General features: G+C 73.6%; 11 protein-coding genes and 2 tRNA genes. 5 read left to right on the top strand and 8 right to left on the bottom strand.

The genetic code is table 11. The features are described from left to right. Positions 1 to 111 precede the first annotated feature (111 nt). Positions 112 to 1,818: a glycosyl hydrolase family 18 protein gene (locus AB0O11_RS14945; RefSeq protein WP_363386013.1), complete on the top strand. Its 1,707-nt coding sequence runs from the start codon at positions 112 to 114 to the stop codon at positions 1,816 to 1,818. 62 nt (positions 1,819 to 1,880) lie between these two features. Continuing rightward, entirely contained in the window at positions 1,881 to 3,068 is a 1,188-nt protein-coding gene (locus AB0O11_RS14950; protein WP_363386015.1) for an MFS transporter, read from the top strand. A 42-nt stretch (positions 3,069 to 3,110) separates the two neighbouring features. Here AB0O11_RS14950 and AB0O11_RS14955 read toward each other — a convergent pair whose 3' ends face one another. The 4 genes from AB0O11_RS14955 to AB0O11_RS14970 all read right to left on the bottom strand — a co-directional run bounded on the left by AB0O11_RS14955 (position 3,111) and on the right by AB0O11_RS14970 (position 5,896). Then, positions 3,111 to 3,740 (bottom strand): DJ-1/PfpI family protein, encoded by a 630-nt coding sequence (locus AB0O11_RS14955; RefSeq protein ID WP_363386017.1) that lies wholly within the window; start codon positions 3,738 to 3,740, stop codon positions 3,111 to 3,113. Continuing rightward, positions 3,740 to 4,711 carry a GlxA family transcriptional regulator gene (locus AB0O11_RS14960; protein ID WP_363386019.1) on the bottom strand — a complete coding sequence of 324 codons (972 nt, stop codon included), beginning with the start codon at positions 4,709 to 4,711 and terminating at the stop codon, positions 3,740 to 3,742. The genes AB0O11_RS14955 and AB0O11_RS14960 overlap by 1 nt, the downstream gene beginning before the upstream one ends. A gap of 129 nt (positions 4,712 to 4,840) precedes the next feature. Further along, a tRNA-Lys gene (locus AB0O11_RS14965) sits at positions 4,841 to 4,914 on the bottom strand. A 73-nt stretch (positions 4,915 to 4,987) separates the two neighbouring features. Further along, positions 4,988 to 5,896, bottom strand: a complete 909-nt coding sequence (locus AB0O11_RS14970; RefSeq protein ID WP_363386021.1) for an NADP-dependent oxidoreductase — start codon at positions 5,894 to 5,896, stop codon at positions 4,988 to 4,990. A 160-nt stretch (positions 5,897 to 6,056) separates the two neighbouring features. Between AB0O11_RS14970 and AB0O11_RS14975 the strand changes: the two genes are divergently transcribed. Next, positions 6,057 to 7,640, top strand: coding sequence for a Na+/H+ antiporter (locus tag AB0O11_RS14975; protein WP_363386023.1), 1,584 nt, complete (start codon positions 6,057 to 6,059; stop codon positions 7,638 to 7,640). Between the two features lie 189 nt (positions 7,641 to 7,829). After that, positions 7,830 to 9,491 (top strand): glucose-6-phosphate isomerase, encoded by a 1,662-nt coding sequence (gene pgi, locus AB0O11_RS14980; RefSeq protein WP_363386025.1) that lies wholly within the window; start codon positions 7,830 to 7,832, stop codon positions 9,489 to 9,491. A gap of 135 nt (positions 9,492 to 9,626) precedes the next feature. Here pgi and AB0O11_RS14985 read toward each other — a convergent pair. The 3 genes from AB0O11_RS14985 to AB0O11_RS14995 form a co-directional block, all read right to left on the bottom strand. Beyond that, positions 9,627 to 9,700 (bottom strand) — tRNA-Lys (locus AB0O11_RS14985). Positions 9,701 to 9,768: 68 nt separating this feature from the next. Beyond that, positions 9,769 to 10,314, bottom strand: a complete 546-nt coding sequence (locus tag AB0O11_RS14990) for a bifunctional DNA primase/polymerase (protein ID WP_363386111.1) — start codon at positions 10,312 to 10,314, stop codon at positions 9,769 to 9,771. A gap of 176 nt (positions 10,315 to 10,490) precedes the next feature. Next, positions 10,491 to 10,844, bottom strand: coding sequence for a hypothetical protein (locus AB0O11_RS14995; protein WP_363386027.1), 354 nt, complete (start codon positions 10,842 to 10,844; stop codon positions 10,491 to 10,493). A gap of 285 nt (positions 10,845 to 11,129) precedes the next feature. Here AB0O11_RS14995 and AB0O11_RS15000 point away from each other — a divergent pair, with 285 nt between their 5' ends. Next, on the top strand, positions 11,130 to 11,456 hold the full coding sequence (locus tag AB0O11_RS15000; protein WP_363386029.1) for a hypothetical protein: 327 nt from the start codon (positions 11,130 to 11,132) through the stop codon (positions 11,454 to 11,456). A 9-nt stretch (positions 11,457 to 11,465) separates the two neighbouring features. Here the strand turns inward: AB0O11_RS15000 and AB0O11_RS15005 are convergent, their stop codons facing one another. Further along, positions 11,466 to 12,818, bottom strand: a complete 1,353-nt coding sequence (locus AB0O11_RS15005; protein ID WP_363386113.1) for an AAA family ATPase — start codon at positions 12,816 to 12,818, stop codon at positions 11,466 to 11,468. Position 12,819 lies beyond the last annotated feature (1 nt).

Consider the following 12,819-nt stretch of genomic DNA (forward strand, 5'->3'; position numbering starts at 1 on the left):
TCAGTGGTCTAGTCCAACTTGGGTGCCAGGCCGGGCCGTTCCCCCCACTGGCGCGTGCTCCGGCGTGCCCTCGGACGTCCCCCACGACCGCGCCATCGCAGGAGCGCCCGCATGCGCAGAACACCCGCCCCCAGAACTCCGGTCACGGGCCGCCGCGCGGCCGTCGCCGCCGGTACCGCCTCCGCCGTCGCCGCGGCCACCCTGGTCGGCCTCACGCTGGGCCTGGCACCCGCCGCCTCGGCCGGCGAGTTCCTGGCCAACGGCGGCTTCGAGTCCGGCACCCTCGGCCCCTGGAGCTGCACCGGCAGCTCCGGCAGCGTCGTCACCGGCCCGGTGCACAGCGGCAGCCGCGCGCTCGCCGCAGCCGCCACGGCCGGCGACACCGCCCGGTGCAGCCAGACCGTCACCGTCGCCCCGAACACCACCTACACGCTCAGCGCCTTCGTCAACGGCTCGTACGTCTACCTGGGCGTGGACGGCGGCGGTCCGAGCACCTGGACGCCCGGCACCGGCGGCTCGTACCAGAAGCTCAGCCTCGGCTTCACCACCGGCGCCAACCAGACCAGCGCCACCGTCTACACCCACGGCTGGTACGGCCAGGGCACCTACTACGCGGACGACATCTCGCTGGACGGCCCGGGCGCCCCGAGCCCGAGCCCGACGCAGACAGCCACGCCGACGCCCACCGCCACCGCTTCGCCGACCGCGACCCCGACGGGCACGCCCACCGGGACGCCCACGGGTACGCCCACAGGCACCCCGACGGGTACGCCCACCGGGTCGCCCACCAACCCGCCGGCCGGCAGCCACGCCCTGGTCGGCTACCTGCACGCGAGCTTCGCCAACGGCGCCGGCTACACCCGGATGGCCGACGTCCCGAACTCCTGGGACTTCATCAACCTCTCCTTCGGCGAGCCCACCTCCGTCACCTCCGGCGACATCCGCTTCAACCGCTGCCCGGCCACCGAGTGCCCGAGCGTCGAGTCGGACGACGAGTTCAAGGCCGCCATCGCCGCCAAGCGGGCCCAGGGCAAGAAGGTGCTGATCTCGATCGGCGGCCAGAACGGCCAGGTCCAGCTGACCAGCACCGCCGCCAGGGACGCCTTCGTCAGCTCGGTCTCGGCGATCATCGACAAGTGGGGCCTGGACGGCCTGGACATCGACTTCGAGGGGCACTCGCTCTCCCTCGACACCGGCGACACCGACTTCAGGAACCCGACCAGCCCGGTCATCGTCAACCTGATCTCCGCGCTGAAGACCCTCAAGGCCAAGTACGGCCCGGGCTTCGTGCTGACCATGGCGCCGGAGACCTTCTTCGTCCAACTCGGCTACCAGTACTACGGATCGGGCCCCTGGGGCGGCCAGGACCCGCGCGCCGGGGCGTACCTGCCGGTCATCCACGCACTGCGCGACGACCTCACCCTGCTGCACGTCCAGGACTACAACTCCGGCTCCGTCATGGGCCTGGACAACCAGTACCACTCGATGGGCGGCGCCGACTTCCACGTCGCGATGACCGACATGCTGCTCAAGGGCTTCCCCGTGGCGGGCAACACGAACAACGTGTTCCCGGCGCTGCCCGCCTCCAAGGTCGCCATCGGCATGCCGGCCACCACCAACGCGGGCAACGGCTACGTCGCCCCGGCCGAGGTGAACAAGGCGCTCGACTGCCTCACCAAACTGGCCAACTGCGGTGCCTACGTGCCGCGTTCGGGCGCGCAGCCGAACCTGCGCGGGCTGATGACCTGGTCGATCAACTGGGACCGGTTCGGCGGCCAGGAGTTCTCCAAGAACTTCACCGGCTACTTCGGCCGCTGACCTGACGGCCTTCGGGGCCATGCTTGAACCTGACACCGGTGTGAGGTCCAAGCATGGTCCCCATGGCGACCACACAGCGCACGACCCCGGTGTCCCACAAGCCCTTTCCGCTCCCCGCCCTGCTGGCCCTGGCCACCGCCGTCTTCGTCACCGGGCTCACCGAGAACCTGCCCGCCGGCGTGCTGCCCGGGATGAGCGAGGCGCTCGGGGTCAGCGAGTCCGCGGCCGGGCAGACCGTCACCGTCTACGCGATCGGCTCCGCCGTCACCGCGATCCCGCTCTCCGCGGTCACCGCCGGCTGGGGCCGCAAGCGGCTGCTGCTCACCGCGATGGCGGGCTTCGCGGTGGCCAACACGGTCACCGCGGCCTCCACCAGCTACCTGCTCACGCTGGCCGCCCGCTTCCTCGCGGGCGTCGCGGCCGGCCTCGCCTGGGCCCTGCTGGCGGGGTACGCGCGCCGGCTGGTGCCGGTCCGACAGCAGGGCCGGGCCATGGCCGTGGCGATGGCGGGCGTGCCGGTGGCGCTGTCGCTGGGAGTGCCGGTCGGCACCTTCCTCGGGCAGGTTCTCGCCTGGTGGGTGCCCTTCCTGGCCATGACGGCACTGGCGGTCGGTGTGATCGGCTGGATCGCGGCGCTGTTGCCGGAGCAGCCCGGACAGCCGGCCGGCGAGCGGGTACCGGTCCGGCACGCGATCACCGTGCCCGGCGTACGGCCGGTGCTCACCGTGACGGTGCTCTACGTGCTCGCGCACACCATCCTGTTCACCTACATCGCGCCCTTCCTGGACCAGGCCGGCCTCGGCGACGCCACCGGCACCGTACTGCTGGTCTTCGGGCTGGCCTCGCTGCTGACCGTCTGGCTGATCGGCGCCCACATCCACCGCCGGCTGCGGCAGTTGACGATCGGCGGCGCGCTGCTGGTCGCCCTGGCGGCGGCCGTCCTCGCGGTGTGGTCCGGCAGCGCGCCGCTGGTGTACGTCGCGGCGCTGTTCTGGGGCCTGGGCTGGGGCGGCGCCCCGACCCTGCTCCAGACCGCCCTGGGCGACGCGGGCGGGGAGCGGGCGGACGCCGCCCAGGCCGTACTGGTGACGCTGTGGAACGCCGCGATGGCGGGCGGCGGTGTGGTAGGCGGCCTGGTCCTGGGAGGCCTGGGCACCGGCGCCCTGCCCTGGACGGTGCTCGCGCTGATGCTCCCCGTCCTCGCCGTGACCACCGCCGCCCGCCGCCACGCCTTCCCGCCCCGGCGCTGACGCGGTGTCCCGGCGTCGGCCCGCAGGCGCGAGCTCGAGGACCTAGCGCGCCATCAGCCGGTTCGCCGCCTCGACCACCTCGGGAGACGCCTTCGCCATGGAACCCGACGTGTACGGCGGCTGCGGGTCGTACTCGATCAGCAACTGGATCGCCTGCGCGGTCGTGTCCCCGCTGATCACGCCGGCCAGCGTCAGGGCGAGGTCGATCCCGGCCGAGACCCCGGCGGCGATGGCGTACTTGCCGTCGATGACGACCCGCTCCGTCCCGGTCGGTTCCGCCCCGTACGCGGGCAGCCGGTCCAGAACGCCCCAGTGCGTGGTGGCCCGACGGCCCTTGAGCAGCCCGGCGGCGCCCAGCAGCAGCGAGCCCGTGCAGACCGAGGTGGTCCAGGTGGTGGTCGCGTCCACCCGGCGCAGCCAGTCGAGCAGCGCCTCGTTCGCGAGCTGGGCCTGCGTGCCGGGCCCGCCGGGCACCAGCAGCAGGTCGGCCGAGTCCACCTCGTCCAGGGCGGCGTCCGCGGTGATCGCGAGGCTGCCGAGGTCGTTGCGCACCGGCCCCCGCTCGGCGGCGGTGAACACGACCTCGGCGCCGGGGATCCGGGACAGCACCTCGTACGGGCCGACCGCGTCCAGGGTGGTGAACTCGGGGTAGAGCAGGATGGCGATGCGCATCAGTGACCTCCATCGGTACTGGGTCGGAAGCGGCGTCGGTACTCGGCGGGCGGGGCGGCCAGGGCCCGGACGAAGGCGCGCCGCATCGCCTCCGGGGTGCCGTAGCCGCAGGAGCGCGCGATCTCCTCGACGCCGTCGTCGGTGTCCTCCAGCAGCCGCCGGGCGGCCTCCAGCCGGACCCCGTCCACGTACCGGCCCGGGGTCACCCCCACCTCGGCGGCGAAGGCGCGGGCGAAGTGCCGCGGCGACAGCGCCGACCGGTCGGCCAGCGCCTCGACGGACAGGTCGGCCTCCGGGTGCTCGGCGATCCACCGCTGCACCTCGCGCAGTGGCTGCCGGGCCGCCACCTGGGCGGCCAGCTGGGTGCTGAACTGGGCCTGGTTGCCCGGCCGGCGCAGGAAGACCACCAGGTGGCGGGCGACCAGCAGCGCGGTGTCCCGCCCGAGGTCCTCCTCGACCAGGGCCAGTGCCAGGTCGATCCCGGCGGTGACCCCGGCCGAGGTGGCGATGTGCCCGTCCCGGACGTGGATCGGGTCCGGGTCCACCTCGACGTCCGGGAACCGCCGGCCCAGCTCCTCGCAGTAGGCCCAGTGGGTGGTCGCCCGGCGCCCGGCCAGCAGCCCGGCCTCGGCGAGCAGGAAGGCCCCGGTGCACACCGACACCACCCGCTCGGCCCGTCCGGCCAGCTCCCGGATCCGCGCCACCAGCGCCGGGTCCGGGTGCTCGGTGCCCTTCCCGCCGGGAACCAGCAGGGTGTGCACCGGCCCGACGTCGGCGAGGTCCGCGTCCGGCAGCAGTCGCAGGCCGCTGTGGGTGCGCACCGGACCGCCGCCGGGGGAGGCGGTGGCCACCCGGTACGCCTCCGGCCGGCCGGAGGCGTCGGCCGCCCCCGCGAACACCTCCAGGGGCCCGGTCACGTCGAGGCTCTGCACGCCCTCGAAGAGGACGATGACCACGCTGCGCGCTCTCATACGGCCAGCCTGTCAGCGGGCCGCGGTGGCAGCAATGACCTGCTTCCCACCTTTCCTGCCATGCCCCGCGGGCGTACGGCAGAACGCCGGAAGGCCCCCCGCTCTCGCGAAGGGCCTTCCGGCTGTCTGTGCGCCGCCAGGGACTCGAACCCCGGACCCGCTGATTAAGAGTCAGCTGCTCTAACCAACTGAGCTAGCGGCGCCTGCTGACGTGGAGAACATTACCTGGTCAGCTGCCGAAACTCACAATCGGCCGGAGGCGGAAGTCCGGCGGGCTCACATGGTCAGCACCGCCTTGCCCCGGACGTGCCCGGCGCCGACCAGCCGGTGGGCCTCGGCGACCCGCTCCATCGGGAACGACTCCTCGACCTCCAGCCGCAGCCCGCCGGCCTCCCACAGCTTCACCAGCTCGGCCAGCCGCCCGGCCGTCCGCTCGCCCCGCAGCCCCCGGACGCCCAGCCGCTCGGCGCCCGGGTAGTCGACCACGGTGCCGATCCGGTTCCGGTCGGCGACCAGCTCGACGGAGGCCTCCAGGGCGCCCCGACCGGCGGCGTCGAAGGCTGCGGTGACCCCCTGCGGCGCCACCGCCCGGACCCGCTCGACCAGTCCCTCGCCGTACGTCACCGGTACCGCGCCCAGCTCCCGCAGGTACCCGTGGTTGCGTTCGCTCGCGGTGCCGACCACCGTGGCGCCCCAGGCCCGGGCCAGCTGGACGGCGACCGTGCCGACCCCGCCCGCGGCGCCGTGCACCAGCACGGTGTCGCCCGGGCCGACGCCGAGCCCGGTGAGCGCCACGTGCGCGGTCTGGCCGGAGGCGGAGAGCGAGCCGGCCTGCTCCCACGGCATCCCGGCGGGCTTGGCCACCAGCCGGCCGGCGTCCACGGTGACCCGGTCGGCCTGGCAGCCCAGCACCCGGAAGCCCAGCACCTCGTCCCCGACCCGCCAGTCGCCGGCGTCCGGGCCGAGGGCGTCCACCACCCCGGCGAACTCGTTGCCGAGGACGAACGGCGGCTCGACCGCCGACCCCGGCGGGCGGAAGCCCTCGCGGATCGCGAGGTCCACCGGCTGCACCCCGGCCGCGTACACCCGTACCCGCACCTCGCCCCGCCCGGGCTCCGGGTCGGGTACTTCGGTGACCTGCAGGACCTCCGGACCGCCGGACCCCGTCACGGTGACCGCCTTCATGCCTGTTCCCGCCCCTTCTCGACCCTTCCGATGCCGACGATCCTCGGACCTGAAGTGCGCTTGAGGTCAAGCCGTTGTTCAGTGTGTCGACACTGATGGGCGCATTGTCAGATTTATCCTGGACGGCGCTCAGCCGTCCGTCGTCGAGAGGAACCTCCCCGTGGGCCAGCTGCCCCTGTTCTTCCTGGTGCTGCTCGCCTCCGTGGTGACCATGCCGCTCGCGCGCAGGACCGGAGTACCCCAACCGGTGCTGATGACCCTGCTCGGCATCGTCATGGCGCTCATCCCGCAGATCCCGGACGTCACCGTCGAGCCGGAGCTGATCCTGCCGCTGGTCCTGCCGCCGCTGATCTTCGCGGTGGCCCGGCGCTCCTCGGTGCGCTACTTCAAGGCCAACGTCCGCTCGATCCTGCTGTTGGCCGTCGGCCTGGTGGCGGTCACCACGGTCGCCGTGGCCGGCACCGTGCACTGGCTGCTGCCCACCCTGCCGCTGGCGGCCGCGATCGCGGTCGGCGCGCTGGTCTCCCCGCCCGACCCGGTCGCCGCCGTCGCGGTGGCCGGCAGCGTCGGGCTGCCCCGCCGCCTGGTGGCGATCCTGGAGAGCGAGGGGCTGTTCAACGACGTCACCGCGATCGTCATCTACTCGCTGTCCATCGAGGCCATGGTCAGCGGCGACTTCTCGGTCGGTGACGCGGTGCTGCGCTTCGTGCTGTCCGCGGTGCTGGCCGTGGTGGTCGGCATCGCGCTCGGCTGGGTCAACACCAAGCTCGCCGAGCGCCTGGACGACCCGACCCAGCAGGTCGCGCTCAACCTGCTGGTGCCCTTCGCCGCCTACACCCTGGCGGAGGAGATCCACGGCTCCGGCGTGCTCGCCGTCGTGGTCTGCGCGCTCTACCTCGCCGAGCGGGCCTCCGACGCCGACGCCGTCTCCTACCGGCTGGTCGGCAACGCCTTCTGGGAGGTGGTCGAGATCCTGATCACCGGCGTCGCCTTCGGCCTGATCGGCCTGGAGCTGGCCACCGTGCTCAAGGAGGCCGGCCGCGGCTGGACCGGCTTCATCGGCGACGCCGCCGTGGTCATCGCGGTGGTCGTGCTGGTCCGGCTGCTCTGGCTGCTGCCGGCCGGATGGCTGTCGAAGAAACTGCGCTCCGGCGACGACGAGGACACGCCGTTCAGCTGGAAGGAGAGCGTGATCCTCTGGTGGTCCGGGATGCGCGGCGTGGCCACCGTCGCCCTGGCGCTCGCCATCCCGCTCACCCTGCACTCCGGCGAGGACTTCCCCGAGCGGGGCCGGCTGGTCTTCATCGCCTTCAGCGTGGTGCTGTTCACGCTGCTGGTGCAGGGCCTCACCCTGCCCTGGCTGGCCAAGCGGCTCGAACTGGACATCGACCAGGACAAGCACGAGCAGGCCGTGCGCCAGCTCTGGTGGCGGGCCGCCAAGGCCGGGCTCAAGCGGCTCGGCGAGCTGGAGGAGCAGGACCGGCTGCCCGCCGAGGTCGCCGACCGCCTGCGGGACCGCCAGCACGACCGGCTGGCCCGGCTCTGCCCGGAGAACTACGCGGAGGAGGAGGCCGCCGAGGCCAAGCTGCGGATGGCCCAGTGGCGGGCCGCCCGGGACGTCGAGCAGGAGATGATCGCCGCCTCCCGCCGCGAGATGCTCTCCGCCCGCAGCGAGCTCGGCGCCGATCCGGAGCTGGTCGACCAGGTGCTGCGCGGACTCGACCTGCGCTCCGAACGGAAGTGACGGACTGTCCGCGCCCGCGGGGCGGAATGTGCGCGACCGGCTCCGGGGTTGCATAGGCTGAACCCGGGCAGGCCGTCAACGGAGTCGGCGCACCATCAGGACCCGCACGACCTCGCACAGACCGTTGCCGCCCGGCCCGCACGCCTGGCCCTGCCGGTTTCTGCACACAGACGAATCGAGGACCCACCGATGTCGGAGACCCGCGCCGACGCCCGCACCCCGCTGGACCGCACCCCGCAGTGGGCCGCCCTGGCCAAGCACCGGGCCGAACTGGGCGACACCCACCTGCGTGAGCTGTTCGCCGCCGACCCGGAGCGCGGCCGCCGCTACACCCTCCAGGTCGGCGACCTGCACGTGGACTACGCCAAGCAACTGGTCACCGACGAGACGCTGGAGCTGCTGCGCGAGCTGGCCGCCGCCACCGGCGTCGCCGAGCTGCGGGACGCGATGTTCCGCGGCGAGAAGATCAACAACACCGAGCACCGGGCGGTCCTGCACACCGCGCTGCGCGCCCCGCGCGGCGCCGTGATCGAGGTCGACGGCGAGAACGTGGTGCCCGCGGTGCACGCCGTCCTCGACAAGATGGCCGCCTTCGCCGACCGGGTCCGCAGCGGCGAGTGGAAGGGGCACACCGGCAAGCCGATCCGCACCGTCGTCAACATCGGCATCGGCGGCTCCGACCTCGGCCCGGCGATGGCCTACGAGGTGCTCCGCTCGTACGCCAAGCGCGACCTCGACGTCCGCTTCGTCTCCAACGTGGACGGCGCCGACCTGCACGAGGCGGTCCGCGACCTCGACCCGGCCGAGACGCTGTTCATCGTCGCCTCGAAGACCTTCACCACCATCGAGACCATCACCAACGCGGTCTCCGCGCGCAACTGGCTGCTCACCGGGCTGCGCGCCGACACCGACGCGGTGGCCAAGCACTTCGTCGCGCTGTCCACCAACGCCCAGGGCGTGCAGGACTTCGGCATCGACACCGCCAACATGTTCGAGTTCTGGGACTGGGTGGGCGGCCGCTACTCCTACGACTCGGCGATCGGCCTCTCGCTGATGATCGCCGTCGGCCCGGACGCCTTCCGCGAGATGCTGGACGGCTTCCACCTGGTCGACGAGCACTTCCGCACCGCGCCGGCGGAGCAGAACGTCCCGCTGCTGCTCGGCCTGCTCGGCGTCTGGTACGGCGCGTTCTTCGACGCCCAGGCGCACGCGGTGCTGCCCTACTCGCACTACCTGTCCAAGTTCACCGCCTACCTCCAGCAGCTGGACATGGAGTCCAACGGCAAGTCGGTGACCCGCGACGGCACCCCGGTGGACTGGCAGACCGGCCCGGTGGTCTGGGGCACCCCCGGCACCAACGGCCAGCACGCCTACTACCAGCTGCTGCACCAGGGCACCAAGGTCATCCCGGCCGACTTCATCGGCTTCGCCAAGCCGGTCGCCGACCTGCTCCCCGGCCTGGTCGCCCAGCACGACCTGCTGCTGGCCAACTTCTTCGCCCAGACCCAGGCGCTGGCCTTCGGCAGGACCCCGGAGGAGGTCGCGGCCGAGGGCGTGCCCGCCGAGCTCGTCCCGCACAAGACCTTCAAGGGCAACCACCCGACCACCACCATCCTGGCCGGCGAGCTCACCCCCTCGGTGCTCGGCCAGCTGGTCGCGCTCTACGAGCACAAGGTGTTCGTCCAGGGCGCGGTCTGGAACATCGACTCCTTCGACCAGTGGGGCGTCGAGCTGGGCAAGGTGCTCGCCAAGCGGATCGAGCCGGTGCTGCTCACCGGCGAGGGCGCCGAGCAGCTGGACAGCTCCACCGCCGAGCTGGTCGCCCGCTACCGCACGCTGCGCGGCCGCTGAGCCCGGACCGGGCCGCCCGCTCCGGCGGGCGGCCCGGCCACCGGCGCATCCGCCACCGGTGCATCGGTCACCGGCGGATCGGCCCGGAAACGCCGGAAGGCCCTTCGCTCTCGCGAAGGGCCTTCCGGCTGTCTGTGCGCCGCCAGGGACTCGAACCCCGGACCCGCTGATTAAGAGTCAGCTGCTCTAACCAACTGAGCTAGCGGCGCCTGCTGACAGAAAAGACTCTAGCAGCGCCGTGCGGCCGAACCAAAATCGAATACCGGTCGCCCCGCGTTCACCCCCCGGTCACGACGCCCGCCCCGGCGGGAACCGGCGCTCCCGGCTCGCGCGCCGCCCGGACGCAGGCCCACAGCACCACCGCGGCGCCGGGCAGCCGGGGCTCCCGCTGCTCGGGCGCGACGATCCACCGGCCGGCGCCCTGCCCGGGGGAGTCCGGGCTGTTCAGCATCCGCTGCAGGGGCGGCACGGTCACCGCGTCGCCCCTGCCGTGGCACAGCAGCGGCGGCACGTCCCGGGCCCACTCCTCCCAGGCCAGCAGCCGGCGCAGCCGGGGTGCCGCGCCCGGCTGGACGAACAGCAGCACCCGTCCCCGATGGGCGGCCACCGGGCCGCAGCCCGGCCCGGACGTCCACATCTCGTCCAGCACCCGGCGGCCGAACAGCGCCGGCATGCTGATCACGTCGAAGGCGCGCCCGCAGGGCAGCACCGAGGGCGCCCAGGGGCGGCTCTCCCACAGGGCGCGCATGCTGCGCGGGTACTCGCTGGCGGAGGCCAGCCAGGCCTCCCCGGCCGCGCTGACGTACTCCACCGACGGGTACATCACCGACTGCTGCGTCACCGACTGCTGCGTCCAGATCTCCACGGAGAGCAGCCTGCGCGGCGCGTGCCCCCGGTGGGACGGAAAGCGCGGTTCGCCGGACGGCGCGGCGGGGGATCGCGTACCCTTCCCCGCTGCGCATATGCCAGTGGCGTGTGTCCGGCTGCCTGCGCCGGGGCTCAGTCCTCGTGCCGGCGCGGCTGGAGCAGGGTGCGGCCGTACTCGATCATCTTGGCGGCGTAGTCCGGGGTCCAGTCCGCCCGCTGGGCGATCTCGGCGTCGGACAGTGCGTCGAACCGGCGCGGGTCGGCGAGCTGCGCGGCGGCGACCGCCTGGAAGTCCGTGGCCCGCTCGGCGGCCGCCCGGAAGGCCAGGGCCAGTTCCGTGGAGCGGCGCAGCAGCTCCGCCGGGTCCTCGATCGACTCCAGGTCGAAGAATCGTTCCGGCTCGGGTTCGGCGGACTGCGGCTCGAACAGCAGCTGGGCCGGACGCCGGCGCCTGGTGGGCTCGGACGACTCTGGGGAGTCGGGCATGGACGGACACCTCCGGGTCTCGAGTGGGGTGAAGGGAATCTGCTCCGGGCCGCGCCGCCCGGTCGTGGCCGCCGTCCATTGTCTCGCGGCGGCGGCCCGTAGCGGAACGGTGCGCACGCGAGCGCTATTCCCCGGCGCGCGCCGGGCGTGAGACTCGTGCGCCGCGCTTCCGGATCGCATGCGAACCGGTTGTCCCGGTTACCGGCTGCTCCGGCCCGCCGGTCGTTCCGGCGGGCCGGTCACATCGAGGCGGACCGGCCGTCCATCGATACGGGAGAAACCCCCATGCGCATGAGAAGAGACCTCACGGTCCTCGCCCTGCCCGTCCTGTCCGTGCTGGGCGCCCTGCTCGCGGTCGCCGCCTCCGTCGCCCCGCCCGCCGCGGCCGCGGAGACGGCGCTGGTGGTCACCGGCGAGCCGAGCGGCCCGGGCGGCGCCTCGACGGCGACCTGCCCGTCCGGCACCCACCTGACCGGCGGCGGCTACCGGCTCCAGCCGGACGCGGACGGCCCGGTGCGCGCCAACGGCCCCACCGCCGACGCGAGCGGGTGGAGCGCGCAGGCGGAGCGGGGATCGGTGGTCGCCTTCGCGGTCTGCGAAACGGAGGACTGAGCCCGGCGGCTACCTCAGGTGGACCCGGTGGCCGCTCAGGTGGTGCAGCACCTGGTGGTTGGCCTCCCAGCCGTCCGGGAAGGTCACCGGGACGCCCAGCTGCACCGGCTCGGTCGCGGGGTGCTCGTCCAGCAGCTCGGCGATCCCGGCCCGGGCCACCACGATGCAGGCGTGCCGGTGCCGGGAGGCGAGCACGCAGAGCCGGCCGGTCTCCAGGTGGAAGGCGGTCGCGTCGGGGCGCCCGGAGAGCGGGTGCAGCACCACCGTGACGTCGTACTCGCGGCCCTGCAGGCGGTTGGCGGTGTCCACCGTGACGGCCGGACCGGCCGCGCCGTCCACCGGCACGCCCGCCTTGAGCAGCGCCGCGCGTACGGCCGCCGCCTGGTCCCGGTGGGCGGTGCCGACGGCGATCCGGTCCGCGGTGAGCGGGGCCTCACCCTGCTCGGAGTGGGCGGTCAGCCCGCGCTCCAGCAGCCGGCGGACGGTGGCCGCGACGGCCGCCACGGCCTGCGGGTCGGTCCGTACGGTGTGCCGGGCGGGCAGCTCCAGCAGGGCCCAGCCGTGTGCGGCGGCCCGGTCGATCACCGCGTCCAGGGCCGAGCCGTCCGGGCGCACGGCGGCGGTCAGCCGGCGGTCGTCCGGGCCGGTGCCGGAGCGGAACGGCGTGTACGGGTAGAAGGCCCGCGAGATCAGCGGGGCGGCGCTGGCGGGCAGCCGCCAGGAGACCGGCAGCCGGTGCGGCTCGATCTCCGGGTTGTGGGCCAGCAGGGTGACCACCGCGCTGCTGGACGGGTCGTACGACAGTCCGGCCCACTGCTCGGTGCCGACCACGGTGAACGGGTCCAGCTGGCCCGGGTCGCCGACGAACAGCGCCCGCTCGAACAGCCGGGCCACCGCGAGCAGGGCGTCCGAGCGCATCTGGTACGCCTCGTCGACGATCGCGTGCCGCCACGGGGCCTCGGCCCGCACCCACTGCCACTTGGCCGCGGTGGAGATCACCACGTCGTGCTCGACCAGGTCGGCGACCTTGTCGGAGGGCGTGACGCCGGCGTGCTTCAGCACCTCCGGGCCGGGCCGGGAGTCCGCGGCGTGCAGCCGGCCGATCGTCAGCTCCGGCGCCTTCTCGGCCAGTCGGCCGACCAGGTCGTCCACCTGGCCGTTGGTCTGGGCGACGATCATCAGCCGCTCGCCGGCCTCGACCAGCTCGCGCGCGGCCCGCACCACGAGCGTCGACTTCCCGGCGCCGGGCGGGGAGTCCACCACCACGCCGCGCGGGGCGCCGGCCGGCGGACGGACGGTGGCCGCCAGGATCCGGGCCACCGCGGCGTCGGCGGCCGCGCCCGGGGCCTGCCCGGGGGACATC

The sequence above is a fragment of the Kitasatospora sp. NPDC093102 genome (assembly GCF_040683915.1).
Lineage (GTDB): Bacteria > Actinomycetota > Actinomycetes > Streptomycetales > Streptomycetaceae > Kitasatospora.

Excerpts from the sequence above, each read along its gene's own strand:
- AB0O11_RS15000 (WP_363386029.1), top strand. The coding sequence starts at position 11,130 with ATGCGCATGAGAAGAGACCTCACGGTCCTCGCCCTGCCCGTCCTGTCC.
- AB0O11_RS14995 (WP_363386027.1), bottom strand. The coding sequence starts at position 10,844 with ATGCCCGACTCCCCAGAGTCGTCCGAGCCCACCAGGCGCCGGCGTCCG.
- AB0O11_RS14950 (WP_363386015.1), top strand. The coding sequence starts at position 1,881 with ATGGCGACCACACAGCGCACGACCCCGGTGTCCCACAAGCCCTTTCCG.
- AB0O11_RS14970 (WP_363386021.1), bottom strand. The coding sequence starts at position 5,896 with ATGAAGGCGGTCACCGTGACGGGGTCCGGCGGTCCGGAGGTCCTGCAG.
- AB0O11_RS14960 (WP_363386019.1), bottom strand. The coding sequence starts at position 4,711 with ATGAGAGCGCGCAGCGTGGTCATCGTCCTCTTCGAGGGCGTGCAGAGC.
- AB0O11_RS14990 (WP_363386111.1), bottom strand. The coding sequence starts at position 10,314 with ATGTACCCGTCGGTGGAGTACGTCAGCGCGGCCGGGGAGGCCTGGCTG.
- AB0O11_RS14955 (WP_363386017.1), bottom strand. The coding sequence starts at position 3,740 with ATGCGCATCGCCATCCTGCTCTACCCCGAGTTCACCACCCTGGACGCG.
- AB0O11_RS15005 (WP_363386113.1), bottom strand. The coding sequence starts at position 12,818 with ATGTCCCCCGGGCAGGCCCCGGGCGCGGCCGCCGACGCCGCGGTGGCC.
- AB0O11_RS14945 (WP_363386013.1), top strand. The coding sequence starts at position 112 with ATGCGCAGAACACCCGCCCCCAGAACTCCGGTCACGGGCCGCCGCGCG.
- pgi (WP_363386025.1), top strand. The coding sequence starts at position 7,830 with ATGTCGGAGACCCGCGCCGACGCCCGCACCCCGCTGGACCGCACCCCG.